The sequence below is a fragment of the Bradyrhizobium sp. R2.2-H genome, assembly GCF_004346455.1.
In the GTDB taxonomy this organism is placed as follows: Bacteria; Pseudomonadota; Alphaproteobacteria; order Rhizobiales; family Xanthobacteraceae; genus Bradyrhizobium; species Bradyrhizobium diversitatis.
Genome location: NZ_SMBR01000003.1, coordinates 137062 through 162940 on the forward strand (window position 1 = coordinate 137062; position 25879 = coordinate 162940).

24 protein-coding genes are annotated in these 25879 nt (G+C 65.7%); 8 read left to right on the forward strand and 16 right to left on the reverse strand.

What is annotated here, in order from left to right; genetic code table 11:
• Positions 1 to 137 precede the first annotated feature (137 nt).
• A complete protein-coding gene (locus EDE08_RS08175; RefSeq protein WP_131868445.1) occupies positions 138 to 3908 on the reverse strand; it encodes a vitamin B12-dependent ribonucleotide reductase in 3771 nt (1256 codons plus the stop codon).
• A gap of 806 nt (positions 3909 to 4714) precedes the next feature.
• On the opposite strand from EDE08_RS08175, the gene EDE08_RS08180 reads away from it, so the two are divergent.
• Positions 4715 to 5611, forward strand: a complete 897-nt coding sequence (locus tag EDE08_RS08180) for a DMT family transporter (RefSeq protein WP_131868446.1) — start codon at positions 4715 to 4717, stop codon at positions 5609 to 5611.
• On the opposite strand, the gene EDE08_RS08185 is transcribed toward EDE08_RS08180, so the two are convergent.
• The 3 genes from EDE08_RS08185 to EDE08_RS08195 form a co-directional block, all read right to left on the reverse strand.
• The gene (locus EDE08_RS08185; protein WP_165935839.1) at positions 5608 to 7848 is read right to left on the reverse strand and encodes a CHASE3 domain-containing protein; all 2241 of its coding nucleotides are present in this window, start codon (positions 7846 to 7848) and stop codon (positions 5608 to 5610) included. The genes EDE08_RS08180 and EDE08_RS08185 overlap by 4 nt on opposite strands.
• Positions 7845 to 8267, reverse strand: coding sequence for a response regulator (locus EDE08_RS08190; RefSeq protein WP_131868447.1), 423 nt, complete (start codon positions 8265 to 8267; stop codon positions 7845 to 7847). The genes EDE08_RS08185 and EDE08_RS08190 overlap by 4 nt, the downstream gene beginning before the upstream one ends.
• Positions 8268 to 8506: 239 nt before the next feature.
• Entirely contained in the window at positions 8507 to 9217 is a 711-nt protein-coding gene (locus tag EDE08_RS08195) for a BA14K family protein (RefSeq protein ID WP_131868448.1), read from the reverse strand.
• 243 nt (positions 9218 to 9460) lie between these two features.
• On the opposite strand from EDE08_RS08195, the gene EDE08_RS08200 reads away from it, so the two are divergent.
• Complete coding sequence (locus EDE08_RS08200) at positions 9461 to 9868, forward strand: NADH:ubiquinone oxidoreductase subunit NDUFA12 (protein ID WP_061876590.1); 408 nt, start codon at positions 9461 to 9463, stop codon at positions 9866 to 9868.
• A 6-nt stretch (positions 9869 to 9874) separates the two neighbouring features.
• Here the strand turns inward: EDE08_RS08200 and EDE08_RS08205 are convergent, their stop codons facing one another.
• Positions 9875 to 10228 carry a hypothetical protein gene (locus tag EDE08_RS08205; protein WP_131868449.1) on the reverse strand — a complete coding sequence of 118 codons (354 nt, stop codon included), beginning with the start codon at positions 10226 to 10228 and terminating at the stop codon, positions 9875 to 9877.
• Between the two features lie 144 nt (positions 10229 to 10372).
• Positions 10373 to 11059, reverse strand: coding sequence for a DJ-1/PfpI family protein (locus EDE08_RS08210; RefSeq protein ID WP_131868450.1), 687 nt, complete (start codon positions 11057 to 11059; stop codon positions 10373 to 10375).
• 109 nt (positions 11060 to 11168) lie between these two features.
• Here EDE08_RS08210 and EDE08_RS08215 point away from each other — a divergent pair, with 109 nt between their 5' ends.
• The 3 genes from EDE08_RS08215 to EDE08_RS08225 all read left to right on the forward strand — a co-directional run bounded on the left by EDE08_RS08215 (position 11169) and on the right by EDE08_RS08225 (position 14270).
• Entirely contained in the window at positions 11169 to 12107 is a 939-nt protein-coding gene (locus EDE08_RS08215) for a GlxA family transcriptional regulator (protein ID WP_131868451.1), read from the forward strand.
• A 211-nt stretch (positions 12108 to 12318) separates the two neighbouring features.
• Positions 12319 to 13377, forward strand: a complete 1059-nt coding sequence (locus tag EDE08_RS08220) for a YeiH family protein (protein WP_131868452.1) — start codon at positions 12319 to 12321, stop codon at positions 13375 to 13377.
• A 2-nt stretch (positions 13378 to 13379) separates the two neighbouring features.
• A complete protein-coding gene (locus EDE08_RS08225) occupies positions 13380 to 14270 on the forward strand; it encodes a LysR family transcriptional regulator (protein ID WP_131868453.1) in 891 nt (296 codons plus the stop codon).
• Positions 14271 to 14506: 236 nt separating this feature from the next.
• Here the strand turns inward: EDE08_RS08225 and EDE08_RS38270 are convergent, their stop codons facing one another.
• Positions 14507 to 14656: a hypothetical protein gene (locus tag EDE08_RS38270; protein ID WP_165935838.1), complete on the reverse strand. Its 150-nt coding sequence runs from the start codon at positions 14654 to 14656 to the stop codon at positions 14507 to 14509.
• Positions 14657 to 14773: 117 nt separating this feature from the next.
• Between EDE08_RS38270 and EDE08_RS08230 the strand changes: the two genes are divergently transcribed.
• Positions 14774 to 16015, forward strand: coding sequence for a molybdopterin-dependent oxidoreductase (locus EDE08_RS08230; RefSeq protein WP_245524730.1), 1242 nt, complete (start codon positions 14774 to 14776; stop codon positions 16013 to 16015).
• A gap of 10 nt (positions 16016 to 16025) precedes the next feature.
• Positions 16026 to 16355 carry a cytochrome c gene (locus EDE08_RS08235; protein ID WP_131868454.1) on the forward strand — a complete coding sequence of 110 codons (330 nt, stop codon included), beginning with the start codon at positions 16026 to 16028 and terminating at the stop codon, positions 16353 to 16355.
• Between the two features lie 103 nt (positions 16356 to 16458).
• On the opposite strand, the gene EDE08_RS08240 is transcribed toward EDE08_RS08235, so the two are convergent.
• The 3 genes from EDE08_RS08240 to lipP1 are packed head-to-tail and all read right to left on the reverse strand — an operon-like array spanning position 16459 to position 18757.
• Positions 16459 to 16713 carry a PepSY domain-containing protein gene (locus EDE08_RS08240; RefSeq protein WP_131868455.1) on the reverse strand — a complete coding sequence of 85 codons (255 nt, stop codon included), beginning with the start codon at positions 16711 to 16713 and terminating at the stop codon, positions 16459 to 16461.
• Positions 16714 to 16740: 27 nt separating this feature from the next.
• On the reverse strand, positions 16741 to 17799 hold the full coding sequence (locus EDE08_RS08245) for a bile acid:sodium symporter family protein (RefSeq protein WP_245524731.1): 1059 nt from the start codon (positions 17797 to 17799) through the stop codon (positions 16741 to 16743).
• Between the two features lie 10 nt (positions 17800 to 17809).
• Positions 17810 to 18757 carry a LipP1 family hormone-sensitive lipase gene (lipP1, locus tag EDE08_RS08250; RefSeq protein WP_131868456.1) on the reverse strand — a complete coding sequence of 316 codons (948 nt, stop codon included), beginning with the start codon at positions 18755 to 18757 and terminating at the stop codon, positions 17810 to 17812.
• A gap of 202 nt (positions 18758 to 18959) precedes the next feature.
• Between lipP1 and EDE08_RS08255 the strand changes: the two genes are divergently transcribed.
• Positions 18960 to 19982, forward strand: coding sequence for a DUF2155 domain-containing protein (locus tag EDE08_RS08255; RefSeq protein ID WP_165935837.1), 1023 nt, complete (start codon positions 18960 to 18962; stop codon positions 19980 to 19982).
• A 19-nt stretch (positions 19983 to 20001) separates the two neighbouring features.
• Here the strand turns inward: EDE08_RS08255 and aat are convergent, their stop codons facing one another.
• From aat to accB, 6 genes are all read right to left on the reverse strand, one after another.
• Positions 20002 to 20682 carry a leucyl/phenylalanyl-tRNA--protein transferase gene (gene aat / locus EDE08_RS08260; RefSeq protein WP_131868458.1) on the reverse strand — a complete coding sequence of 227 codons (681 nt, stop codon included), beginning with the start codon at positions 20680 to 20682 and terminating at the stop codon, positions 20002 to 20004.
• Positions 20683 to 20743: 61 nt separating this feature from the next.
• Positions 20744 to 21859 carry a sensor histidine kinase gene (locus EDE08_RS08265; RefSeq protein ID WP_131868459.1) on the reverse strand — a complete coding sequence of 372 codons (1116 nt, stop codon included), beginning with the start codon at positions 21857 to 21859 and terminating at the stop codon, positions 20744 to 20746.
• Positions 21856 to 22296 (reverse strand): response regulator, encoded by a 441-nt coding sequence (locus EDE08_RS08270; protein ID WP_028177209.1) that lies wholly within the window; start codon positions 22294 to 22296, stop codon positions 21856 to 21858. Before EDE08_RS08270 ends, EDE08_RS08265 begins: the two co-directional genes overlap by 4 nt.
• Positions 22293 to 23819 carry a sensor histidine kinase gene (locus EDE08_RS08275; protein WP_131868460.1) on the reverse strand — a complete coding sequence of 509 codons (1527 nt, stop codon included), beginning with the start codon at positions 23817 to 23819 and terminating at the stop codon, positions 22293 to 22295. Before EDE08_RS08275 ends, EDE08_RS08270 begins: the two co-directional genes overlap by 4 nt.
• Before the next feature lie 105 nt (positions 23820 to 23924).
• On the reverse strand, positions 23925 to 25283 hold the full coding sequence (accC, locus tag EDE08_RS08280; RefSeq protein ID WP_131868461.1) for an acetyl-CoA carboxylase biotin carboxylase subunit: 1359 nt from the start codon (positions 25281 to 25283) through the stop codon (positions 23925 to 23927).
• An 82-nt stretch (positions 25284 to 25365) separates the two neighbouring features.
• Positions 25366 to 25854 carry an acetyl-CoA carboxylase biotin carboxyl carrier protein gene (gene accB / locus EDE08_RS08285; RefSeq protein WP_028177212.1) on the reverse strand — a complete coding sequence of 163 codons (489 nt, stop codon included), beginning with the start codon at positions 25852 to 25854 and terminating at the stop codon, positions 25366 to 25368.
• Positions 25855 to 25879 lie beyond the last annotated feature (25 nt).

Consider the following 25879-nt stretch of genomic DNA (forward strand, 5'->3'; position numbering starts at 1 on the left):
CGCTCCCGAGACGGAGCCGGCGGCCCTTAGGCCGCCGGCTAGAAGATTTTTCGAATGGCATCCGAGCTTGATCTAAATGGACACGGAAATGCTCAGGATGGACGACTTGGGCTGAACTTCACAGTCCGTTGGCATAATCACGAACACCCCGTCGTGCTGCCGCAAGTATCGCACTTCATGCACGTGCCATTCCGCACCAGCGTGAAGTTGCCGCACTCCGAGCACATCTCGCCCTCGTAGCCCTTGGCCTTCGCCTCGGCGCGGCGCTCGGCCTTGGTGGGGACGAGGGTTTGCGCGGTGCCGGCCTTGCTCCACTGGAGCTGCTCGAGCTTCTCCGTCGGCGAGAGGTCGTGCTGGACTTCCTGCTTCAGGGCGACGGCGCCTTCGAGGGTATCGCCCACGCGGGCGCTCGCACCATGCGAGGCCATCGCCGTGACCTTGCTGCCGCCGGAGGGCGCGCTGTCGTTGCCTTGCGTGACCGCGGCGCTGCCGCCGCGCATCACGACGAGGTTGTCGGTCCGCGAGCGGGTGAGGCCGCGCGAGACCAGCCGGGTCGCGTGGTGGCCGCCGTCCTCGTCCGGCTCCTTGCCTTCCTCGACGCCCTTGCCGAGCGCGTCGAAGCCGGTCTCGTTGGGATCGACATGGGCGAGATCGAACCGCGACATGTAGCTCACCGCGAGCTCGCGGAAGACGTAGTCGAGGATCGAGGTCGCGTACTTGATGCTGTCGTTGCCCTGCACGGGGCCCGCCGGCTCGAAGCGGGTGAAGGTGAAGGCGTCGACATATTCGTCCAGCGGCACGCCGTATTGCAGGCCGAGCGACACCGCGATGGCGAAGTTGTTGATGAAGGAGCGGAGCGCGGCGCCTTCCTTGTGCATGTCGATGAAGATCTCGCCGAGACGGCCGTCGTCATATTCGCCGGTGCGCAAGTAGACCTTGTGGCCGCCGACGACCGCCTTCTGGGTGTAGCCCTTGCGGCGATCCGGCATCTTCTCGCGCTCGCGCATCACGATGATGCGCTCGACCAGCTTCTCGACGATCTTCTCCGAGACCTGGGTCGCGCGCGCGGCCATCGGCTTCTCGTAGAGCTGCTCGACCGCATCGTCCTCGTCCTCGTCGTCGCTGATGAGCTGCGAGTTGAGCGGCTGGGAGAGCTTGGAGCCGTCGCGATAGAGCGCGTTGGCCTTCAAGGCAAGCTTCCACGACAGCATGTAGGCGGACTTGCAGTCCTCCACCGTGGCGTCGTTCGGCATGTTGATGGTCTTGGAGATCGCACCCGAGATGAAGGGCTGCGCCGCCGCCATCATGCGGATGTGGCTCTCGACCGAGAGATAGCGCTTGCCGATCTTGCCGCAGGGATTGGCGCAGTCGAACACCGGATAGTGTTCGGCCTTGAGGTGCGGGGCACCTTCCACCGTCATCGCGCCGCAGATGTGGACGTTGGCCGCCTCGATCTCGCGTTTTGTAAATCCGACGGCCTGAAGGAGATCGAAGCCCGGAGCCGCAATGGCTTCAGCGCCGATTCCCAGCTGGTCGCGAATAAAATCCTCGCCGAAGGTCCACTTGTTGAAGGCGAACTTGATGTCGAAGGCGGTCGGCAGCGCCTTCTCGACCTTGGCGATGGCGTCATCGGTGAAGCCCTTGGACTTCAGCGTGGTGACGTTGATGCCGGGGGCGTTCGCCAGCGAGCCGTGGCCGACGGCGTAGGCCTCGATCTCCGCGATTTCAGCTTCGCGATAGCCGAGCGCGCGCAGCGCGGCCGGCACGGCGCGGTTGATGATCTTGAAGTAGCCGCCGCCGGCGAGCTTCTTGAACTTCACCAGCGCGAAGTCGGGCTCAATGCCGGTGGTGTCGCAATCCATGACGAGGCCGATCGTGCCGGTCGGCGCGATGACAGTGGTCTGGGCGTTGCGATAGCCGTGCTTCTCGCCGAGCTCGAGCGCCGCATCCCAGGCCGCCTGCGCATGGCTGACGAGATCGGGTTGCGGGCAGGAGACGAGGTCCATCGGCACCGGGTTGACGCTGAGCGCCTCGTAGCCGTTGGACTGGCCGTGCGCGGCGCGCCGGTGGTTGCGGATCACGCGCAGCATGTGCGCCGCGTTCTTCTTGTAGCCGGGGAAGGTGCCGAGCTCGGAGGCGATCTCCGCCGAGGTCTTGTAGGTGATGCCGGTCATCACGGCGGTCAGCGCGCCGCAGAGCGCGCGGCCTTCCTTGCTGTCATAGGGCAGGCCCATGGTCATCAGCAGGCCGCCGATATTGGCGTAGCCGAGGCCGAGCGTGCGGAACTCGTAGGAGAGCTCGGCGATCGCCTTGGACGGGAACTGCGCCATCATGACGGAGATTTCCAGCACGATGGTCCAGAGCCGGCAGAGGTGCTCGTAGCCCTCGACGTCGAAGCGCTTGGTCTCGGTGTCGTAGAACGTCAGCAGGTTCGCCGAGGCGAGGTTGCACGCCGTGTCGTCCAGGAACATGTATTCCGAACACGGATTGGAGGCGCGGATGTCGCCGGACGCCTTGCAGGTGTGCCAGTCGTTCATCGTGGTGTTGAAGTGCAGGCCCGGATCGGCCGAGGCCCAGGCGGCGTAGCCGATCTTCTCCCAGAGGTCGCGCGCCTTCAGCGTCTTCGTCACCTTCTTGGAGGTGCGGGCGGTCAGATTCCAGTCGCCGTCGGTCTCGACCGCGCGCAGGAAGTCGTCACGCAGCGAGACCGAGTTGTTGGAGTTCTGGCCTGATACCGTGAGATAGGCTTCCGAGTCCCAGTCGGTGTCGTAGGTGTCGAACTGGATGTCCTTGTAGCCCTGCTTGGCGAACTGGATGACGCGCTTGATGTAGTTGTCGGGCACGAGGCTGCGGCGGGCGAGCTTGATCTCGCGGCGCAGGGCAGGGTTCTTCTCGGGGTCGAAGCAATCGTCGCCCGAGCCTTCGCAGTTCACGCAGGCCTTCAGCACCGCCTTCAAGTGCTTCTGGTTGATCTTGGATCCCGTGACGAGGGCGGCGACCTTCTGCTCCTCCTTCACCTTCCAGTCGATATAGGTCTCGATGTCGGGGTGATCGACGTCGACCACGACCATCTTGGCGGCGCGGCGCGTGGTGCCGCCGCTCTTGATCGCGCCCGCGGCGCGGTCGCCGATCTTGAGGAAGCTCATCAGGCCGGAGGAGCGGCCGCCGCCGGAGAGCTTTTCGCCTTCGCCGCGCAGGCGCGAGAAGTTGGAGCCGGTGCCGGAGCCGTATTTGAACAGGCGCGCCTCGCGGACCCAGAGGTCCATGATGCCGCCCTCGTTGACGAGGTCGTCACCGACACCCTGGATGAAGCAGGCATGCGGCTGCGGATGCTCGTAGGCCGACTTCGACTTGGTCAGCTTGCCGGTGAAGGGGTCGACGTAATAATGGCCCTGGCCGGGACCGTCGATGCCATAGGCCCAGTGAAGACCGGTGTTGAACCATTGCGGCGAGTTCGGCGCGACCATCTGCCTGGCGAGCATGTAGCGGAGCTCGTCGTAGAAGGCCTGGGCGTCGTCGTCGGATGAGAAATACTTGCCCTTCCAGCCCCAATAGGTCCAGCAGCCGGCGAGGCGGTCGAACACCTGTTTTGCGCTGAGCTCGCTGACATAGCGCTCCTTCTCAGGCAGCTGGCCAAGCGCGTCGGTGTCGGGCACGGAGCGCCACAGGAAGGAGGGGACGGATTCCTCCTCGACCTTCTTCAGGCGCGCGGCAACGCCCGCTTTACGGAAATATTTCTGGGCCAGCACGTCGGAGGCGACCTGCGACCACTCGGCCGGCACCTCGACATTCTCAAGCTTGAACACGACCGAGCCGTCGGGATTGCGAATCTCCGACGTGGTCAGGCGGAATTCGATTCCCGCATAAGGTGACTGTCCCGAAGTGGTGTGGCGCCGCTCAATCCGCATGGTCTTGCCCCGTCCTTAATCTTTGACCGGTCCCGCCCCTCGTTGAGGGCGTACCGGGTCGACATTTCGTTTCGCGGCGCCTTCCGGCCGTCCGGCCTTCGGTCACCGCAGTTCAGCCGGTGGATCCGGCCCTGTTTTTTCCCGGCGCGACGTCGATGCGTGCATCGATCATCCCGCCGGCACGTCCACACCCATCCGCCCCCAAGGGGATGTGCGCGACATGCGTTCAACGCCCCACAACGCCGCTACTTCTCTCACTTCACGCAGGTGTCACTTCGAAACCACCGTGAAGTCTGCCTTCCGAGCCTGTTGCCGGCCCGTTCCGGCTCCCCCGGGAGTCCGCATGTCGAGGGCAGACAAGCCCTCATCCCGCTGCCTTTGGCTGGCCGGCGGAGCTGAGATTTGCGAGACCCTTTGGGGGAGTGCCGGCGGGACGCAAACTCACTCGCGCCGAACGGACCGAAAGCTAGGACTCTCCGTTGCGCCGGTCAAGAACTAGTGCGAGTTCCTGAATCAAATACTAAATATGGTGGATTGTGGGGGATAACAGGGGTCTTCGCCGCGCCTGTTGTGGAGCCAAGTATCAGTGAGTCCTCAGGGATTCCCAACCGAAAAAATTCGTATCCGGTAAGCTGCGGAGGCTTCATCCCGCTGTTCACAGGGCAGGTATATTTTTCCGGACCGGGATTGCGCGAGGGGGACTCACGTAGCCCTACGGAAGGTGAGGGCAGGCATGCCCGCCGGGACGGTGGTTCGGCCTGCGAATCCGGGCCAAGCTGACCGCAAGATTTTGCCGGATTGCCCACATGCATGATTCGACTCGCCGGGATGCGCGGCCGCGCATCGCCCCGGCCGGCCTGATGTTCCTTGCGATCACCTCGATCGGCTGGGGCTTCAACTGGCCGGTGACGAAATTCCTGCTCGCCGAGCTGCCGCCGCTGACGCTGCGCGGGGTGACCGGCGTGCTCGGGGCGGTGCTGTTGGCGCTACTCGCGGTGATGCGCCGGCAAAGCCTGCGGGTGGAGGGCGCGATCTGGCCGCGCCTGCTGACCGCGGCCGCGCTCAACGTCACCGGCTGGATGGTGCTGATGGGGCTGGCGCTGCTCTGGCTGCCGGCGAGCGAGGCGGCGCTGATCGCCTATACCATGCCGGTCTGGGCCTCGATCATCGCCTGGCCGGTGCTCGGCGAGCGGCCGACGGTCCTGCGTACGCTCGGGCTGGTGCTGGCCTTCGCGGGGCTTGCCTCGATCATGGGCGGCAACGGCTTTGCCGCCAGCGCTTCGAAGCTGCCGGGCATCATCATGGTGCTGGTCGGTGCGTTCGGTTTCGCCCTCGGCACGGTGCTCTCGAAGAAGTACCCGATTCACCTGCCGCCGCTCTCGGCGGCGGCCTGGCAGATCGGGATCGGCTGCCTGCCGATCTCGATCGTCGGCCTCCTGGTCGAGACCACCGACCTGTCGAAGGTGACGCCGCTGGGCTGGTGGCTGCTGGTCTATTCGGTCGTCGGGCAGTTCTGCATCGCCTATGTCAGCTGGTTCGCCGCGCTGGCGCGCCTGCCGGCCTCGGTCGCCGCGATCGGCACCATGGCGGTGCCGGTGATCGGCGTCGTGGCCTCGGCGATCGCGCTGGGCGAGCCGCTCGGGGCAGGGCAGATCGCCGGGCTGGTGTTCACGCTGGCCGCCGTGGTGCTGGCGACGCGTTAGCCGCCCAGCGCCTTCCGGATCGTCTCGGCGAGCTGGTTGCGGCGGTAGGGCTTGGTCAGCAGCATCACGCCGTCATCGAGCTTGCCTTGATGGATGATCGCGTTGTCGGTGTAGCCGGAGGTGTAGAGCACCCTCACGCCCGGCCGGCGCCTGGCCACTTCTTCGGCGAGTTCGCGGCCGCTCATGCCGCCGGGGATGACGACGTCGGTGAACAGCAGATCGAACTTCTGGCCGGCCCCGATCAATTCCAGCGCGGCTTTGCCGTCGGGCGCGGCCACCGTCTTGTAGCCGAGGCTCTGGAGCTGGGTGGTGACGAAGTTGCGCACCAGCGGGTCGTCCTCGACCACGAAGATGGTCTCGGCGCCGCCTTCGGCCTGCGGCGCGATGCCGGCTGCCACCTCCGCCGTGCCTTCGCCCGGCGGCAGATAGAGCTTGATCGTGGTGCCGTGGCCTTCCTCGCTGTAGATCTTGATGTGTCCGCCGGACTGCTTGACGAAGCCGTAGACCATGGAGAGGCCGAGGCCGGATCCCTTGCCGACCTCCTTGGTGGTGAAGAACGGCTCGAACGCCTTCTGCTGGATATCCACCGACATGCCGGCGCCGGTATCGCTGACCGCGAGCATGATATAGGGGCCGGGCGTCACGTCGGCATTGGCCAGCGCATAGGCCTCGTCCAGCACGACGCGGTGGGTTTCCAGCAGCAGCTTGCCGCCGTTCGGCATGGCGTCGCGGGCGTTGATGGCCATGTTGAGCACCGCATTGGTCAGCCTGGACGGATCGATATGCGTCGTCATCGGCCCCTGTTCCAAGACGGTCTCGATCTGGATCTGCTCGCCGAGGGTGGGGCGCAGAAGCCTCGCGATGTCCGCGATCGCGGCGTTGATCTCGACGTTGCGCGGCTCGAGCGGCTGCCGGCGCGCAAACGCGAGCAGATGCTGGATCAACTCGGCGCAGCGCTCGGCGGCGTCGTCGATCAGCCGTGCCGTGCGCTGGAGCTCGGGTTGGTCCTTCAGGCTCTCCACCAGTGTCTCGGTGTTGCCGGAGATGACGGTCAGCATGTTGTTGAAGTCGTGCGCGACGCCGCCGGTGAGCTTGCCGATCGCATCCAGCTTCTGCGACTGGTGTAGCTGCCGCTCGGTCTCGCGCGAGGTGGTGGCATCGTGATAGACCAGCACCGCGCCCGAGACATTGCCTTGCCCGTCCCGCATCGGCCGGCCGCTGATCATGAGATGGCGGGGAGGATCGCCGCTGTGCGGGCGGACGATCATCTCCAGCTCTTCGAACTGCTCGCCGCGCAGCACGCGCGTCGATGGCAGCTCGTCGGCATCGAGCGGCGTGACGCCGTCGCCGTGAAACACATCGGACAGCGCGCGCAAATTGTTCAAATTCATGCCGGCGCGATGCAACAGCATGCGCTCGGCGGCCGGATTGGACAGAAGGACATTGCCCTCGTCGTCGATGACCAGCACCGCCTCCGCCATGCTGCGAAACGTGCTCTGAAGCACGTTGACCGACAGGCGCAGCTCGTCATGCGCGGTGACCAGGTGCTCGGTCCGCTCCGCCACCGCCGCCTCGAGCGCCGTCTTGGCGGCCTGTGTTTGCTCGAGCGAGCTCTGGAGCTCACCCGTGGCGCGCCGGCTTTCGCGCATCACCAGCGCGACCAGGAGCAGGATCAGCACGGCGCCGGCGACGTCGATACCGAGCAGCGCGATGCCGGTGCGGCGCGAATCCCGGGATCGCTCGGCGAGCAGGCGCTCTTCCTCCGCGCTCAGATGGTCGAGATTGGCCATCACCCTGTCCATGAGGCCGCGGCCCTCGGCCCTGCCGTTGAGCGCGGCAATGCCGGCCTGGTCGTTCTCGGCGCGCAGGCGCATCGCTGTGGCGGCGATCTCCATCCGGCGCAGCGCCAGCGGCTCGGTGCCCTCCAGCAGCGCGACCTGATCGGGACTGTCGCGCACGTCGTGCTTGAGGTCGGCGAGGGCCGGCGCGATCCTGGCGTGCACCGCCTGAAACTCATCGCTGAAGCCCGGGGTGCGATAGAGCTCGTAGCCGCGCGCAGCGCTCTCGGCACGGCGCAGCAGCACGCGCAGATCCGAGATCTTCTTCTGCACCTGGACGGTATGGTTGACCCATGCCGCGTCGGAACGCGACTTGACGTCGAGGGCGATCGAGGCCGCGGCGATGATCAGGAGGATGGCAAGTCCAGCACCGAAAATGACGCGCTGCGTTGGAATCAAGGGGCTTCTTTCTTGTCCTTCGGCTGCGCGCTCTCGCCTGCGCCGGCGAGGCATTCCCGGATCGTGGTCATCAGCGCTTCCGGCGTGAACGGCTTGCGCAGGCAGCGCGTCGCGCCAAGCTCCAGCGCCATGCGGAGAAAATCGGGAGAGGGCGAGGCGGATGAGGCGAAGGCGTAGCCCGACATCGCGATCAGCGGAGTGGTCGGCGCGCGTTCGTGAAAGATGCGGATGGATTCGAAGCCGCGCATATGCGGCATGAAGATGTCAACCAGCATCACGTCGAAGGGCTGCGATTCCAGCGCAGCCAGTCCCGTTTCGCCGCCGTCGGCCAGCGTGACGTCGAAGCCCTGGCGTTGCAGGAGGACCTCGATGGTCGCGCCGACCATCGGATCGTCGTCAACCACGAGAATGCGCGGCATGACACTTCCCAGATGATCGAAGTCCCCACTGCATTTGGTGATATCCGCGAATCGTGTGTCCGGTCAATTTTGGATTGGGCCTCCAAGGATATGCACGGCGCAGTGCATAGAGGTCCGTGTCCCCCGGTCCGTTTCTCTGGCGGCCGCAGGACGGAACCCAAGCGGAGCGAGGGATACGCCGATTGCGAGAAAGGCGCCGCATCGCTGCGGCGCCTTTTGCTCCATGCCTGGCGGTCTGCTTATGGGCAGGGGTGCCGCTTGCCGTCGTACCCGAGATAGGTGCCGGAAGCCGGGTCGTATGATTTGAAGCGCTGCGCGCAATAGGCGGAATCGCCGCCGCCATCCTGCACCACCGCGACCGACGGTTCGTCGTAGTAGTTGCCGTAGTAGTAGGGATCATCGTAATAGCCGTAGCCGCCGCCGTAGCCGCCATAATAGGCGTACGAGCCGAGGCCGCCGACTGCGACGCCGGTCGCGAAGCCCGGCCAGAAGCCGCCGCGACGATGATGATGCCAGTGACGGCCGCTCCAGTTGCTTCTACCGTGCCAGTTGCCCGCAGTTGCGACGCTGCGGGTGCCGCTGAAGGACGGCGAGAAGGACTGACGGGGCGTCGCGCCGGCTACGAAGCGGTCGCCGCTCGGACGCATCGGAGTGCCGGCCGCGAAACTGCCTGCGCTCGGACGCATTGCAGGGCGGGCGGCGAAACCGCCTCCGCTGGGACGTACCGCGGCACCGGCCCCGAAATTGCCGCCACCGCCGCGGAACGCAGCGCCGCCGCCACCGCCACCCATGCGCGCGCCGCCACCGAAGTGAGCGCCGCCGCCGCCACCGCCACCGATATGGGCGCCGCCGCCACCGCCCACTCCGGGACGCTGGGCAAAGCTCGGTGTGGCAAAGGGAACAACCAGCGCCACCGCCGCGGCGGCACTCAAGATTTTCAGACTGTTCATAGTTAAACTCCTTTCCCGGAAAGCAAACCCTATGAAAGCGCGGGGGTTCCTTGGGATCACGCCGGTTTGGGCGCGAATGGAGCCTCTCGCGCGGCCGCTGTACCGGGCATGAATGAATCGCGACCGCTTTGCGGCAGGGGCCTGCTCGGTAGCCGGATTGCGGAGGCGACCCACGCACCTGCCGAACTGGACATTTCGCTGCCCGGATGGCATCAGGACCCGACGAAGCAGGGCCCTTGCCGCATGAAACAATTCTTCCTCAAGTTCTTCACCTGGTGGAATGGCCAGACTTTTGGCACCCAGCTCTGGACCAAGCGGTACGGGGAGCTGGTCGGCCAGGACGAGCAGGGCAACCGTTACTACCGTACTCGCGGCGGGGCGATCGATCCCACCCTCGGTTTTGAGCGGCGCTGGGTGATTTACAACGGCTACGCGGAAGCGAGCCGAATCCCGCCGTCCTGGCATGGCTGGATTCATCACGTCGTCGACGTGCCGCCGACCGAGGCTAACTACCAGCCGCGCGAGTGGGAAAAGCCGCACCAGCCGAACCTCACCGGCACGGCGAAGGCGTATCGTCCCTCCGGCTCCACGCTTGCCAGCGGCCGGCGTCCGAAGGCGACCGGCGACTACCAGCCCTGGACGCCCGGCTAGCCTTTATCATCCACCCGCGAACTGCCATCGTTCGAAGCGGATGCACATGCATCCGCGCCGCACTGCTGTGGACAACGGGAACAGCGGGGATGCGGCTCGCGCCGGCGTTGCATTGATGCCTGCGATGCGGCTCAATGATCCCATCTTACGGTGATGGGAGACCATCGCGTTCGGTTCGGGCAACAGCTCGCGACTGTCCCGAAATGCAGCGGCCGCCGACCAGGACTCGATCGGGAGATAGGCCCCCGGTCTGGAAGCTCCGAAATCGCCCGATGTGAATGTGCAGCCGCCGTAAGACAGGAAGGGCCGCTCGGGAAACCGGGCGGCCTTTTTCTTTTGGGAGATCAGCACGAAGGTCAACGTGCTCCGGACACAGCGTAGCGCTCCTTCAGCGGTGCGCTGCAGAGCCGGGACCCATGTTGCAGCGGTCGGCGTAGCTTCCTGGATCCCGGCTCAGCGGAGCAGCGTTGCACGCTGCACCGCGTCCGGACACGAGAGCGGAGTCTAGTTCACCCGCTCCGCTGCGCGCTTGACCGCTTCGAGCCGCTGCGCCTGATTCTGTGCACCGCGCTCCTTCAGCAACGCCTTCACTTCGGCGGAAGCGGTGTCCGGCGAGCCGGAATTGAACGGCGGGGCCGGATTGTATTCCATCTGGAGCTGGATCGCTTCCGCCGTCGTGCGATCGACCATGATCGATACCAGCGTCAGTGCGAAATCGATGCCGGCGGTGACGCCGCCGCCGGTGATGCGGTTGCGATCGATGCAGACGCGCGTCTTTGTCGGCGTCGCGCCGAACTGGGCGAGCATGTCCATCGCGCTCCAATGGGTGGCGGCGCGGTAGCCCTTTAACAGGCCTGCGGCGCCGAGCGCCAGCGATCCCGTGCAGACCGAGGTGACGTATCTGGCGCCGCCGGCCTGTCTGCGCAGGAAATCGAGCACCTCATCGTCGTTGAGCAGGTCGTTGGTGCCGGCGCCGCCGGGCACGCAGATCACGTCGAGTTGAGGGCAGTCCGCAAACGTCGTGGTCGGCGTCAGCGTCATCACGGAATCGCTCGGTACCGGCTCGATCCGCTTCCAGATCAGGTGCAGTTTTACGCCGGGAACCATGGCGAACACCTGCAGGGGACCGGTGAAGTCCAGCTGGGTGACGCGCGGAAACACCAAGAGACCAATCTGGAGCGGTGACGACATCGGAATATCCTCCAATTGCGGGCTTGACGCCGGCACGATGTCATGGTGCCCTCCCGTCCGAAATGGCTTAATTCCCTCACTTTCGGACATGTCGCTTAGGAGCTGGCCCATGATCGGCATCCTGATCTTCCCGGATTTCCAGCTGCTCGATGCGGCAGGCCCGATCTCGGCGTTCGAGATCGCAGCGCGCTGCACCGGCAAGACGCCGGCCATCCGCGTGCTGGCAGTCAAGCCGGGGCTCGTGCGCAGCTCAGCCGGGGTCGAGATGATGGCGCGCGACTTCAAGGCGGCGAACGCGATCACGACGCTGGTGGTAGCCGGCGGCGTGGGCGTTGCCGATGCCGCGCGCTGCGAGGTCTCGCGGGCCTTCTTGCAGCGGCTGGCAAAGCGCGGTGTTCGGGTCGCGAGCGTTTGCTCGGGCGCCTATGTGCTCGCCGAAGCGGGACTTCTCGACGGCCGGCGCGCCACCACGCATTGGGGGCGGACGCGCGATTTCGTCGCGCGCTTCCCCAAGGTGAAATTCGAGCCGGACCAGATCTTCACCCGGGACGACAATGTCTGGACCTCGGCAGGCATCTCCGCGGGCATCGATCTCGCGCTCGCGATGATCACCGAGGACCACGGCGAGGAGATCGCACAGCAGACCGCACGCCAGCTCGTGCTCTATCACCGCCGCAGCGGCGGCCAGTCGCAATTCTCCTCGCTGCTGGAGCTGAAGACGCCGAACGGGCGGTTCGGCGCACTGCTGTCCTGGGCACGTGAAAATCTCGACGCGCCGCTGACGGTGGAAGATCTCGCCGATCGCGCCGGCATGAGCGCTCGGCATTTTGCCCGCGCGTTTGCCGCCGAGACCGGCACGACGCCATCCAAGGCGATCGAGCGCCTGCGGCTCGAAGTCGCGCGCGAGCGCGTGCAGTCCTCGCGCGAGGCGATCGAGCTCGTTGCGGAAACGACCGGCTTCCGCGATCCCGAGCGAATGCGGCGCGCCTTCATCCGCGCCTTCGGCCAGCCGCCGCAGGCCCTGCGGCGCGCGGCGCGGGTGGGATAGCTGCGTCACGGACCTCCTTCGCGACGAGGTGGGCAGTTCGATCACACGATGTCAGCTCGCGCGCGACATCCCATTTCGCGATCGGCTGGCCTGCGCCTGCCGCCTAAAATAATCGATTTTCTCGATTAGTTATATACAAACAATCTGTTGGATCAATTTATTGGATTCTCCGATCCTCGCTGCGCCAGCGTCGATACCGAGAGATACGCCAATGACCATTGCCCAAAATTCCCGCCCATACCCAGTCACGCGTGCGATGCGCGACAACATCCTGTCATACGGAAACTCCGTCCTTGCAATCGTGCCCGGCGTCGCGCTGGCCGCGACCATTGCCGTGGTCGCCAATATGATGCGCAGTATTCCTGCCGTCGCGACGTTCAGCCCCATGATCCTGGCGATCGCGATCGGAATGGCCGTACGCAACCTCGCCGGCACGCCGGCTCTCGCCCGCGCTGGAATCAGCTTCAGCATGCGTCGGTTGCTTCGGCTCGCGATCGTTCTCCTGGGCTTCCAGATCACGCTGGCCCAGCTTGCCAGCGTCGGCCCCAAGGGGATCCTCATCGTCGCCGGCACGCTCGTTGCCACGTTCGGATTCACGTTTGCGGCCGGGCGTGCGCTGGGCGTCGAACGCAAGCTCGCTCGACTGATCGCCGCGGGCACCTCGATCTGCGGCGCGTCAGCCGTCGTCGCGACCAATAGCGTCACCGAAGCTTCCGACGAGGACGTTGCATATGCGATTGCGTGCGTCACGGTCTTCGGCTCGATCGCGATGTTCGTCTATCCCATGCTGCCTCGCCTCCTGCATCTCGATGCCGACGCGTACGGCCTCTGGAGCGGCGCATCCATCCACGAGATCGCCCAGGTGGCTGCCGCCTCGTTCCAGAACAGCCAGCGGGCGGGTGAAATGGCAACCGTTGCCAAGCTGGCCCGTGTCATGCTGCTCGCGCCGGTCGTGCTGACCCTGAGCGTCGTCACCCGGGCTTCGGCGCAGCCGGCCGGTGGCAAGTCGGCAAGGCCTCCCGTCCCCTGGTTCGCGATCGGCTTTGTCGCGATAGCCGCACTCAATAGCGTCGTGTGCATTCCGGCGGGCCTCAGGAGCGCGACGATCACGCTCTCGACGTTCCTGCTCACGATGGCGCTCGCGGCCATGGGCCTCGAGACCGACATCTCGAAATTGTACGCGGAGGGGCTGCGTCCGGCTATGCTGGGCGGGCTCGCATTTCTCTTCATCGCAGGCTTCAGCCTGATCCTCATCAAACTCGCTGGATGACCATGACGCTCGAACAGCTCCGGATCTTCGCCGCTGTCGCCGACAAGCAGCACGTCACCCAGGCCGCCCACGAATTGAATCTGACACAATCGGCCACGAGCGCGGCAATCGCTGCGCTCGAAGGACGCTACGGGGTCAAGCTGTTCGATCGGGTGGGGCGCGGCATCGTTCTCACGCATATGGGCCGCACGTTTCTCGGGGAAGCGCGTGCGGTGCTGGCGCGCGCGCACGCCGCCGAGCAGGTCCTGCGCGATTTTGCCGGCCTCAAGGCCGGCCGACTGGTGATCGCGGCAAGCCAGACGGTCGGGAGCTACTGGCTTCCGATGAGATTGCTGGCGTTTCAGGCCGTCCATCCCGGCATCGAAATCAACGTCAGGATCGCCAACAGCGAGCAGGTCGCAACCGACATTCGCGACGGCATGGCGGATGTCGGCTTCGTCGAGGGCGACATTGACGACGCCGCATTGTCCGCCCGCCGGGTCGATGGCGATGCGTTGGTCGCCGTCGTGGGTGCGCGGCATCCTCTGGCGAGCCAAAAGAAGCTGCCCGCCGACTGGATGACCAGGACACCGTGGATCCTTCGCGAGCCGGGCTCCGGAACGCGGGCCATGTTCGAGCGTGCCCTGAAGAAGCGCGGGGTCCGCCTTGCCGACCTGACGGTGCAGCTCGAGCTGGCCTCGAACGAGGCGATCCGGACCGCGGTCGAGGCGGGCGGCTGCGCTGCAGCCATCTCCGATCTCGTGGTCGAAAAGGCGATAGCGGCAAAGCGGCTGGTCCGGCTCGAGGACGAATTGGCCAAGCGTTCATTCTACGCGCTCCGTCACAAGGAGCGGCATATCAGCAAGGCGGAAGCCGCCCTGATGTCCAGCATCGCTGCCGGCGCGGCACGATAGGCAGAGCTGCGCCCGCTCGTAGCACCGATTCCGCAACGATCGAACCCACGTCCGGCCGGCGAAGGCGCCGACGCGCGCGTGCAAGCGCCTGCGGGATTCGATCGCAGTCGGCGATCAGAACGATCTGATCATCGCGTTGGATTGCCGATGCGCCGAGGTCTACCTCTTTCGACACAGGCAGGCAGTTCGAGCATTGCGTGCCGGAAATACAGAGATGGAGAACGATAATGACCCATTCACGTCGCGCTTTCCTTGCGATCGCCCTGTTCGTCGCCGTCGCGTCCACGCTTGGTGCGTCGTCCGCGCTTGCCGGCAGCCCGGTGCACGTGCGGAATCCCGGAGTTGCCGTTCATTCGGAACGAGGCTTCCCCCAGATCGACAGGCATCCTCCGACCATCCGGCAGGCGCAACCTCGCCGGCCCGTCGAAGATCCGCTCGCGGACTTGCTCCTCGGATGAGCCGCGGGACTGAACCAGCACAAATCCATTCCTGAGGAGCCTTCGATGTCCCAACATTTCGACCATGCACGCTTTCCGGCATTTTCCCGCCGCGCCATGCTTCGAGCCCTCGGGGTTGCCGGCCTCACGCTCGCCGGCTCATCGGTCCGCGCCGATCAATCGATCCGGCTGCCGATCGCCGGCGAGCCGCGTGATCGGCCGATCACGCATGACTTTCCGCAAAAGGGGAGCATGATCCTGCAGCGCACGCGACCGCCGCTGCTCGAGACCCCGATGGAGGTGTTCGACCGCGGCGTGTTCACCCCCAACGACCAGTTCTATGTGCGCTGGCACTGGGCGGTGATACCGACCTCGGTGGATGCGGACGCCTTCAGACTGTCCGTGCGCGGTCACGTCAACCAGACTCTCTCGTTGTCGATCGGCGACCTGCTCAAATTGCCCCGTGTCGAGCTTGCCGCCGTCAACCAATGCTCGGGCAATTCGCGAGGGTTCTTCCTGCCTCGTGTGCCCGGCGCGCAATGGGCGCATGGCGCGATGGGCAATGCGCGGTGGACGGGAGTCCTACTCAAGGACGTCCTGGACCGCGCCGGCGTCAAGCCGGGCGCAGTTCAGGTCCGCTTCAACGGACTGGACGAGCCGGTCGTGCCCGACGCTCCGGACTTTCGCAAGTCGCTCGATATCGATCACGCCCGTGACGGCGAGGTCATGATCGCCTTTGCCATGAACGGCGAGCAACTGCCGCTCCTCAACGGCTTCCCGCTGCGGCTGATCGTGCCGGGATGGTATTCGACCTATTGGGTCAAGATGCTCAGCGACATCGAGGTTCTCGATCGCCAGGACGACAATTACTGGATGGCGACGGCCTACACCGTCCCGGATACGCCGCATGCCAACATCAGGCCGGGCCAGACCGGCGTAAAGATGGTTCCGATCAGCCGCATGGTGCCACGGTCGTTCTTCACGAACGTCGCGGACGGCGCATCGCTTCCGGCGGGCGCAGTCGCAACAATCCGCGGCATCGCGTTCGGCGGAGATGCCGGCGTCGCCAGGGTCGAGCTATCGATGGATGATGGCCGGACGTGGCAACCCGCGACGCTTGGCGAGGACCACGGCAAGTACAGCTTCCGCCGCTGGCAGTTGGACATTCCAGAGCTGATGAAGGGCGGCCATTCGTTGATGGTCCGCTGCACGAACACCGCCGGCGACATTCAGCCGGCCGCATCGAACTGGAACGCCGGCGGCTTCATGCGCAACGTCGTCGAGACGGTCCAACTCACCGCGATCTAGGAGCAACATCATGCGTCACCTCATCTTCGTCGTCGGCACCTCGTTCGCCGCTCTGCTGGCATCCACGCCCGCGTGGCCGGCCCCCGCAATCACCTCCACGACCGTGGAGCTTCCGGCGGGCGACGCGCTGTTTCCCGGTGGACGTGAAGCGGATGCCATCAACAACAACTGCCTGGCTTGCCATTCGGCAGACATGGTGCTGAACCAGCCGGCCTTGCCCAGGTCCACCTGGGAATCCGAGGTGCACAAGATGATCAAGGTCTATGGAGCTCCCGTCGAGGACAGCGACGTGCCAGCGATCGTCGACTATCTTGCCAAGGTCAAAGGAAGCGGCCAGTGATGCTCGGCGCCGCTGACAAGCGCTGCCGAATGGATGGGATCAGGACGTTGTTCCAAAGCGACCACCGCTGAATCTCCCGCCTGAGAAGCGGACTTCGGCGTGCTCATCGATCGGGCTTCTCGCGCACGATCGCGCCGGTCTTGGGGTCGGCATGGAATTCCATCTTCTGTCCGTTCTTGACGCCTTCGCCCTCCCACTGGCCATCGTCGGCTTCAAGCTTGGTGACCTCCGAATAGCCCGACTCCATGACTTTGGCTTTCACTTGCTCCATCGGCATCCAGTCGGGTCCGGGTTGATCGGCTCTCGCTGCCGAGCCCACGGCGAGCGAGCCGAGAACCAGAATTGCGGCAAACTTCATCGCGAACCTCCTTTTCGATGAGAGGCTTCAACGGGGGCCTTGAATTGATGTTCCTCCGCTGCGTCGGTGCGACGCAAACGAGTGAACGTCAGCCTTGTTGTCCCCGCCGGGCGCATCTGCGCGTGCCGTCAAGCGCCGCGCGATCGGCATCAGCATGTATGGCGCAAGATGGATCGGGAACTGCGTCATCGCGAAATAGAGCCAGGTGGCCGGCGGCAGCGCGCCGGCCGTCGCCGCCAGCATCAGGCCGAGATTGCGCTGTGACACCATCAGCCCGAGCGCAAGCGCGCGCTCATGGCCGATGCGGCGGAACAGCAGCGTGGTGATCGCGAGCAGTGTGAAATAGATCGCGAAGGACAGCAGCGCGAGCCCGATGGTGAACACCGGCTGGCTCAGCAGCTCGCTCGCGACGTCCCCCATGACTGCGGACGCGAACACAAACAGGATGATGATGTTGAAGCCATCGATCGGCCGCTTCCGGTGCTGGATCGCCTTCGCGCCGAAGATCCAGCGGATGACGGTCGCGGCGAGCAGCGACGCGGCGAGAATGCCGAGCAGCTTCAGGCCGAGCGTGAGCGGCGAGATGCTGAGCATTCCGTCGAGGAACAGGCCTGCGAACATCGACGCCGTGAAGGGAACGAGCGCGGTCGAGGTCACCAGCGTGACCAGTACCAGGGTGGCGTCGAGCCCCATCAGCGCGGCGAGTGCCGGCGAGGCCATCATCGGCGAGGCCATGCCCTGGAGCATCAGCGCAAGAGCAAGGCCGGGCGAGTGGCTCGCCAGTCCCGTTGCATGGGCGATCGATCCGATGATCAGCGGTACGCCGATCGTGGTCCAGGCCGTGGCGGCCGCGACCAGCGCCGGCCTGCGGAGATGGCCGTAGAGCGCGGCCAGATCGACCCGCATGAAGGAGATGCAGAGCAGAAGGAAAATCGCCTCGGTGACATAGGGGCGGAGCAGCGCGCCGAGCGGCGGCACCGCGACCGCGATGAAGGCGACGGCGGCGACCGCGCGGGTGCCCTGGCTGCCGAGCCATGTCAGTCCGCGCAGGGGAAGAGCGAAGATGGGATGAAGAACGGAAGGCATGCCGGAGGGGTCAGCCCAATCCCTTCAACCAGACGCCGATCTCGCTCACGGCGACGTTGGCCTGTCGCAACAGCTTGCCCATGGTGAAGAAGCCGTGGAACTGGCCGGGGAAGTGCTTGTAGGTCACGGGCACGCCGGCCTGCCTGAGGCGCTCGGCATATTCGTCGCCCTCGTCGCGCAGGGGATCGGCGCCGGCGGTCAGCACGTAGGCGGGCGGCAGGCCGGCAAGGTTCTGCGCGCGCGCCGGCGAGGCGCGCCAGTCGTGGATGTCGGCGGCGCCATTGAGGTAGTGGTCGCGGAACCAGCGGATCACCGAATGCGTCAGCAGCACGCTGGTCTCGGGCTCGCTGTGGGAGCCGTGCGTCATGGCGAAATCGGTCGCCGGATAGATCAGCACCTGGCCCGCGAGCGCGGGGCCGCCAGCGTCACGCGCGGCGAGCGCCACGACCGCTGCGAGATTGCCGCCGGCGCTGTCGCCGCCGATCGACAGGCGCGAGGCGTCGATGTCGAGTTCGCGCGCGTTCGCGGCGATCCATTTGGTCGCGGCGATCGCGTCTTCGGCGGCGGCAGGAAACTTGTGCTCGGGCGCGAGGCGGTAGTCGACCGAGATCACGATCAGTGCGCCTTCGGCCGCGAGCTGGCGGCAGACGACGTCGTGGGAGTCGAGATCGCCGATCACCCAGCCGCCGCCATGGAAGAACACCAGCGCCGGCGACAGGCCGTCGTGCTGGCGAGGTTCCTTGGGCACGTAGAGACGGGCTGGGATCGTCCCATGCGGTGCCGGTATCGCCAGCGGCGCGACGCGCGCCAGTTCCGGCGCGTCGGGATTGGTGGCAAACCGCGCTTGGGAATAGTAGGCGCGTGCTTCGTCCGCGGTCAGGGTCTCGTAGGCGGGGCGGCCGGCCTCCTGGAAGGCCTTGTAGACGGCGACGGCATCGGGATCGAGCACAACGGGCATGAAGGGGGACCTTGGAGTTTCCGGTTATCGTTGGATGGTATTTTCGGGGCAACGCCCGCGTTCGGCCCTGGGAGGGCCCATGACTATCCCATCCGGGAGCTGGCCTGGCCAGACCGCGCCGGGAAGGGCAGGGATGCCGCCCTTCCCCCGCCGTATTCCCCGTGTTAACCGGAGGCCTGCGAGCGGCGGTATCCCCTGTAAAATGTCCAACGAGCCCGATTCGCTGTTGAAGCCGCGCGAGATGTTCAAAACCTTTTCCCTGACAGGCCTTGCGGCACTGCTGGCCGCCACCGCGCTGACCGTCGCGACGCCGGCCCAGGCGCAGATCGGCACGATCTTTTCGGATCCGCCGCCGCTGCGGCCGCCCGGCAGCATTCCGCGCGGCCAGCCGCAGCCGCAGGTCCCCGAGGACGACGAGGAAGTACCGGAGCTGCCGCCGCAGGGCCGCGTGCTGCCGTCGCGCCCGATGGCGCCGCCGCCGGGCCGCCAAGGTAACGTGATGCCGGGGCCGGTCGAGAGCCAGCCGCTGGCGCCGCCGCCCGGCTCGACCGTGGCGCCGCCAAACCAGCTGCCGTCCACGGCGATCGCGCCGCCCAGTCCGCAAGGTGTCCCTGGTCAGCGCCAGCCCCAGCAGAAGGGCGCGCCAGGCTCGGTCCCGCAGACCCCGGCAAGCCTCCAGCCGGGCGATGAGGTCGTGACCGAGCCTCCGGCCCAGAAGATCGTGAACAAGAAGGCGACCTTCTCGGGCCTCGACAAGATCACCGGGCGCATCATCAATTTCGACGAGGAGATCGGCGAGACCGTCCAGTTCGGCGCGCTCAGGGTCAAGACCGACGCCTGCTATACGCGGCCGGCGACGGAGGCCGCCAACACCGACGCCTTCGTCGAGGTCGACGAGATCACCTTGCAGGGCGAGGTGAAGCGCATCTTCTCGGGCTGGATGTATGCGGCAAGCCCCGGCCTGCACGGCGTCGAGCATCCGATCTACGACATCTGGCTGACCGACTGCAAAGAGCCGCAGCAGACCATTGCGACCGCGGCACCGGATCCTGCGACCAAGCCCGCGGCGCCGCCGCCGGCGCAGAAGAAGGCTGCGCCCAAGCAGGCCGTGCAGCAGCGTCCGCCGCAGCCCTTGCCGCCACCGCCGCAGCAGCAACCGGCTCCGCCACCGCCGCCGCCGGAGCAGCGGCCAGGCCTGTTCGGTATCCCCGGGTTCGGCCGCTAAGATCGAGGTAGGCTGTCGATCATTGCCGCGAGGCGATGATCTCGAGCGCGCGTGCGCCGGGGATCGCTTCGCCCTCGGAGAGCCTCAGGAAATCGCCTGGTTCGCCCGCCAGCGCCTTGTCGAGCAGCGCGGTATAGCGTCGCCGCGAAATCTCGACCGCGCCGAAGCTCTTCAGATGCTCGGTGACATATTGGGTGTCGAGCAGCTCGAAGCCGCCATGGATGAGCCGCGCGACCAGATGCACCAGCGCGACCTTCGAGGCATCGCGCGCGGTGTGGAACATGCTCTCGCCGAAGAAGGCCCGTCCGAGGCTCACGCCGTACAGCCCGCCGACGAGGTCGTCGCCCTGCCAGGCCTCGACGCTGTGGCAATGGCCGAGCTCGAAGAGGCCGCCATAGAGGTCGCGGATGCGCTTGTTGATCCAGGTGTCCTCGCGACCGACCTGCGGCGCGGCGCAGCCGGCGATCGTCGCCTTGAAGGCGGTGTTGACGGTCACGCGAAAGGCGTCGGACCGTACGGTGCGCGCGAGCCGCGAGGCGACGCGAAAACCGTCGAGCGGGATGACGCCGCGCAATTCCGGCTCGACCCAGAACAGGGTCGGATCATCGGCGCTTTCCGCCATTGGGAAGATGCCGCAGGCATAAGCGCGCAGCAGCACGGCCGGCGTGATTTCAGACGGGGCGGAGTCGCGCGAAGTCATGGTTTGCCATCATAGCAGGATCGCAATGCGGTTGCGATGGGTGGCGCAACCCGGCGCGAGCTCAGCTCGCCGCGGCGGTGCTGGCCTTGCCGGGGGCAGCGGGCACGCGGCCGAACTTCAGCACGATCCGGGTTCCGGAATGTGCGGGATCGCGCTCGACCGAGGCATCGAGCTTGGAGGCCATGGCGGCGACGATGCGCTGGCCCATGCCGGTCGAGCGCGGATCGGCCTTGGCGTTGTCGCCGACGCCATCGTCGCTGATCGAGAGCAGGAGATCGTCGCCCTCCGAGACCAGCTCGACATGGATCGGGCCGGCGCCGTCGGGATAGGCGTATTTCACCGCGTTCATCACCAGCTCGTTGACGATGATGCCGACGGCGACCGCGCGGTCCGGATCGATCTCGATCGGCTCGGCCTTCAGCGTCAGGCGCGACATCCGGTTGCCTTCGGCCGAGCGGCGGAGATCCTCGAGCAGCGAGTCCAGATACTGGTTCAGGACCACGCTTTTGAGGTCCTGCGAGGTGTAGAGGCGGCGGTGCACCTGCGCGACCGCGGCGACGCGGCCCATCGCATTGGTCAGTGCCGCCTTGACCTCGTCCTGCGCGGCGGAGCTCGCCTGAAGGTGCAGCAACGAGGCGATGATCTGGAGCGAATTGCCGACACGGTGGTTGACCTCGCGCAGCAGGAGCTCGCGTTCGGCGGCCAGCGCCGCGTAGCGGTCGCGCGAGGCGTGGATCTCGGCTTCGGCTTCCTCGCGCGCCCTCTGCAGCGCGGCCTGGCGCAGCGCGCCTTCAGCGGCGACGTGGAGGAGCGGGATGAAGTCGCCCTGGACGTCCTTCACCAGATAGTCGGCCGCACCCGCCTTCAGCGCGGTGACCGCGATGCTGGAATCCTGCGAGGCGGTGACGAATACGACCGGCGGCGCGTCCGGGATCGCCATGATCTGTTCGAGCGTCTCCAGCCCGTCGAGGCCCGGCATGTACTGATCGAGTGCAACAACATCGATGCCGCCTTCGCTGCTGTTTTGGGCGCAGGCGCGGCGGATGCGCTCGAGACCTTCCTCGCCGCTCGCGGCGTGAACGACCCTGTAGCCGCGCCGCGTCAGGCCGCGGTCGACAAGGCGCGCCAGCGCGTCGTCGTCGTCGATGTAGAGCAGTGTCGGCGGGGGCTGGTTCATGTGGCGGCGGGCGGGACCTGGATGACCGAGAAGAACAGCCCGAGCTGCCGGATGGCATTGGCGAAATTCTCGTAATTGACCGGCTTGGTGATGTAGACGTTGCAGCCGAGCTCGTAGCAGCGCTTGATTTCCTGGGAATCGTCGGTGGTGGTCAACACCACCACGGGCGAGGCCTTCAGATATTTGTTCTCCTTGATCTGCTTCAGGATGTCGATCCCGGTCATATCGGGGAGGTTGAGATCGAGCAGGATCAAGAGCGCATTGCCTTTCTGAACCAGTCCGGAGCGGTCCGCACCAAACAGGTGCATCATCGCGTCCGTGCCGTTCTGGAAGGAGACGATCTCGTTGTTGACGCCGGAGCGGCGGATATTGCGCTCGATCAGGCGGGCGTGGCCCTCGTCGTCCTCGATCATGATGATGGTGACAGGCTGGGTCATCGATCTGTGTTCCGGTTGCTCACATTCCAGGCGATCGGCAGCGTGATCGTGAAGGTGCTGCCTGCGTTCAGTTCCGATGATACCGACATGGTGCCGCCGAGGCGACGCACAAGTGCACGGACATGCGCAAGACCGATGCCCTGGCCGGGCTTGTCCTGGGTTCCCGCGCGGCGGAACAGGTCGAATATCCGCTGGTGATCCCTAGCGTCGATCCCGCGGCCGTTGTCGCTGATCTCGAAGATAGCGTAGCCGAGCTTGGTGCGCCCGCGGATTCTGATCTCGCCGGGCATGCCGGGTTTGAGATATTTGATCGCATTGTCGATCAGGTTCGAGAAGATCTGCTCGAGGGCGAGACGGTCGCTCACGAGGTCTGGCAGGGGCTCGAGGTGGATCTCGGCCTGTGCCTCGGCCGCCTGGTGCGCCAGCGTTGAGACGATGGCCTCGATCAGCTCGCGCGTGTCGATCTTCACCGGCTGGAATTCGCGCCGGCCCTCGCGCGTGAGGTTGAGGATGGCCGAGATCAGCCGGTCCATCTTGGCGATCGACGTCTTGATAAAGCCGAGCGCTTCGGAAAAATCCTCCGAGAGCTGCTTGTCGGCGCCCTCGAGCGCGATCTCGTCCGGCCCGGCGGGGGCCAGCCGTGCTCCCTCCGCAGAGACATGAGCGAGGCTGCTGATGCGGCGGAAGATGTCGCCGCCGAGCTCCTCGAGTTCGCTGGTGAAGCCCATGATGTTGACGAGCGGCGAGCGCAGATCGTGGCTGACGATATAGGCAAAGCGCTGGATCTCGTCGTTGGCTTCGCGCAGGTCTGCCGTGCGTTCGTCGACGACGGCCTCCAGATTGACGTTGGCATCGCGCAGGCGGGATTCGGCTTCGTCACGGGCGCGGGCCGAACGCCGCACCAGCCAGATCGAGAGCATCGCCAGCACGACCACGAGGCCGGAGCCGATGCCGGTCATGGACGCGGCGAGGGTCTGGCTGCGGTCGGAGTTGTCAGTGCGGAGGCGGAACAGGCGCTCCTCCTCCTGGATCATCGTGTTCGCGAAGGTGGCGATCTTGGTCGTGGTGTCCTGGGCCGCGGCCTCACGCACCACGGCCGTGGCCTTGTCCGGCTGGCCTTGCTGGATGAGGACCATTTCCTGCGCGAACTGGCCGAGGCGGATTTCGATCGCTGCGCTCAGCTTTTCGACGTTCTTGCGTTGCTCTGGATTGTCGCTGCTCAGGCGCGTGAGCGTGTCGAGGGCGGGGATGATTGCCGCCACGGCCTTTTCATGGTCGCCCCTGAAATTCTCCCCCTGCGTCAGGAGATAGCCGCGAGCGCTGCTCTCGGCGCGACGGACTTCGAGCAGCAGGGCGTTGATCCGGTTCTCCACCTCGATGGTGTGGACCACCCATTTGCTGTCTTCCCGCGCCTTGTTGACGAGATAGACGGAGCCGGCGCTGATCACGGTCAGCACCAAAAGGCCCGCCGCGAACAGCAGGATCTGCCAGAATGCGCGCCGTCGCTGGCCTTCAGCCGTCACGGCGGTTCACCTGTCTGCGTTCAATGGAGATCAAAACGCCCCCTTTGGAACTAGCCCCAACCGTCCAGAACGCGATTGGGGCCAAAGGGTTCCACAAGAGGAAGACTATCTCGCTTCGGGTTCCGGCTTGCCGGCGAGATACTGCTCCAGCCAGTGGATGTGGTAATCGCCGTTGATGATGTCGTCTTCGCGCACCAGCGCCCGGAACAGCGGCAGCGTGGTCTCGATGCCTTCGACCACCATCTCGTCCAGCGCCCGGCGCAACCGCATCAGGCATTCGGCGCGGGTCTTGCCGTGCACGATCAGCTTGCCGACGAGCGAATCGTAATAAGGCGGGATCGTGTAGCCCTGATAGACGGCGGAATCGATCCGGACGCCGAGGCCGCCGGGCGGATGATATTGCTGGATCCGGCCGGGCGAGGGACGGAAGGTCTGCGGGTTCTCGGCATTGATGCGGCACTCGATGGCGTGGCCGATGACCTGGATTTCGTCCTGCCTGGCGGGCAGGTCGCCGCCGGCGGCGATGCGGATCTGCTCCAGCACGAGGTCGATGTCGGTGATGCTCTCGGTGACGGGATGCTCGACCTGGATGCGGGTGTTCATCTCGATGAAGTAGAACTCGCCGTCCTCGAACAGGAACTCGATGGTGCCGACGCCGAGATATTTCATCTCGCGCATCGCTTTGGCGCAGGTCTCGCCGATCCTGGCCCGCGCCGCGGCGGAGAGCACGGGCGAGGGGCCTTCCTCCCAGACCTTCTGGTGCCGGCGCTGCAGCGAGCAGTCGCGCTCGCCGAGATGGATGGCACCGCCGCGGCCGTCGCCGAGGATCTGGATCTCGATGTGGCGCGGCTTCTGGAGATATTTTTCCAGATAGACGGACGCATCGCCAAAGGCGGACCTGGCCTCGTTGGCCGCCGTCGACAGCGCTAGCTGGAGGTCGGCCTCGCTGTGCGCGACCTTCATGCCGCGGCCGCCGCCGCCGGCCGCCGCCTTCACCAGCACCGGGAAGCCGATCTTCTTGGCGATCGCCATCGCGTCGTCGTCGGGGCCGACCGCACCATCTGAGCCGGGCACCACGGGAATGCCGAGGCGCTTCGCCGTCTTCTTGGCTTCGATCTTGTCGCCCATCAGGCGAATGTGCTCGGCCTTCGGGCCGATGAAATGCAGATTGTGCTCGGCGAGGATTTCCGCAAAGCGCGCATTCTCGGAGAGGAAGCCGTAACCGGGATGCACCGCGTCGGCGCCCGTGATCTCGCAGGCCGCGAGCAGCGCGGGCACGTTGAGATAGCTGTCCTTGGACGACGGCGGCCCGATGCAGACGCTCTCGTCCGACAGCCGCACGTGCATGGCGTCGGCGTCGGCCGTGGAGTGCACGGCGACGGTCGCGATCCCGAGCTCCTTGCAGGCCCTGAGGATGCGAAGGGCGATCTCGCCGCGATTGGCTATGAGGATCTTGTCGAACATGTTGTCCTGCAGCGAATGGCGAGTGGCGAATGGCGAGTAGGGAAGGCTGACGCCATTCGCTATTCGCTATTCCCCATTCGCGTCACTCAATAATCACCAGCGGCTCGCCGTACTCGACCGGCTGGCCATCCTCGACCAGGATCTGCGTCACCGTGCCGGCGCGCGGCGAAGGGATCTGGTTCATCGTCTTCATGGCTTCGATGATCAGCAGCGTCTGGCCGACCGAGACCTTGGTGCCGACCTCGATGAACGGCTTGGCGCCCGGCTCCGGCGCCCAATAGGCGGTGCCGACCATCGGCGAGGTCACGGCGCCGGGATGCTTCGACAGATCGGAAGCGGCAGTGGCGGTCGCGCTTGCAGCCGCCGTCATGGCGGCAGGAGCGGCTGCCACCGGCAGCGGCATGGTCGCGGCCACGCTGATGTTGCGGGCGACGCGCAGGCGCAGCCCCGCCCGCTCGATCTCGATCTCGGTCAGGCTGGTCTCATCGAGCAGCAAGGCAAGCTCGCGGATGAGCGCCGAATCCTCGCTGGAAAACTTTGCGGCTGCTTTGTCGTCTGGCTGGCGCGCCATGTTGTTTGATCCGAATGTTCTGTTG

Coding starts and splice junctions, on each gene's coding strand:
- EDE08_RS08175 (WP_131868445.1), bottom strand. CDS start 3,908: ATGCGGATTGAGCGGCGCCACACCACTTCGGGACAGTCACCTTATGCG.
- EDE08_RS08230 (WP_245524730.1), top strand. CDS start 14,774: ATGTCCCAACATTTCGACCATGCACGCTTTCCGGCATTTTCCCGCCGC.
- EDE08_RS08190 (WP_131868447.1), bottom strand. CDS start 8,267: ATGCCGCGCATTCTCGTGGTTGACGACGATCCGATGGTCGGCGCGACC.
- EDE08_RS08220 (WP_131868452.1), top strand. CDS start 12,319: ATGACCATTGCCCAAAATTCCCGCCCATACCCAGTCACGCGTGCGATG.
- EDE08_RS08255 (WP_165935837.1), top strand. CDS start 18,960: ATGTCCAACGAGCCCGATTCGCTGTTGAAGCCGCGCGAGATGTTCAAA.
- EDE08_RS08235 (WP_131868454.1), top strand. CDS start 16,026: ATGCGTCACCTCATCTTCGTCGTCGGCACCTCGTTCGCCGCTCTGCTG.
- EDE08_RS08240 (WP_131868455.1), bottom strand. CDS start 16,713: ATGAAGTTTGCCGCAATTCTGGTTCTCGGCTCGCTCGCCGTGGGCTCG.
- accB (WP_028177212.1), bottom strand. CDS start 25,854: ATGGCGCGCCAGCCAGACGACAAAGCAGCCGCAAAGTTTTCCAGCGAG.
- lipP1 (WP_131868456.1), bottom strand. CDS start 18,757: ATGCCCGTTGTGCTCGATCCCGATGCCGTCGCCGTCTACAAGGCCTTC.
- aat (WP_131868458.1), bottom strand. CDS start 20,682: ATGACTTCGCGCGACTCCGCCCCGTCTGAAATCACGCCGGCCGTGCTG.
- EDE08_RS08245 (WP_245524731.1), bottom strand. CDS start 17,799: ATGCCTTCCGTTCTTCATCCCATCTTCGCTCTTCCCCTGCGCGGACTG.
- EDE08_RS38270 (WP_165935838.1), bottom strand. CDS start 14,656: ATGCCTGTCGATCTGGGGGAAGCCTCGTTCCGAATGAACGGCAACTCC.
- EDE08_RS08225 (WP_131868453.1), top strand. CDS start 13,380: ATGACGCTCGAACAGCTCCGGATCTTCGCCGCTGTCGCCGACAAGCAG.
- EDE08_RS08215 (WP_131868451.1), top strand. CDS start 11,169: ATGATCGGCATCCTGATCTTCCCGGATTTCCAGCTGCTCGATGCGGCA.
- accC (WP_131868461.1), bottom strand. CDS start 25,283: ATGTTCGACAAGATCCTCATAGCCAATCGCGGCGAGATCGCCCTTCGC.
- EDE08_RS08265 (WP_131868459.1), bottom strand. CDS start 21,859: ATGAACCAGCCCCCGCCGACACTGCTCTACATCGACGACGACGACGCG.
- EDE08_RS08210 (WP_131868450.1), bottom strand. CDS start 11,059: ATGTCGTCACCGCTCCAGATTGGTCTCTTGGTGTTTCCGCGCGTCACC.
- EDE08_RS08195 (WP_131868448.1), bottom strand. CDS start 9,217: ATGAACAGTCTGAAAATCTTGAGTGCCGCCGCGGCGGTGGCGCTGGTT.
- EDE08_RS08270 (WP_028177209.1), bottom strand. CDS start 22,296: ATGACCCAGCCTGTCACCATCATCATGATCGAGGACGACGAGGGCCAC.
- EDE08_RS08180 (WP_131868446.1), top strand. CDS start 4,715: ATGCATGATTCGACTCGCCGGGATGCGCGGCCGCGCATCGCCCCGGCC.
- EDE08_RS08200 (WP_061876590.1), top strand. CDS start 9,461: ATGAAACAATTCTTCCTCAAGTTCTTCACCTGGTGGAATGGCCAGACT.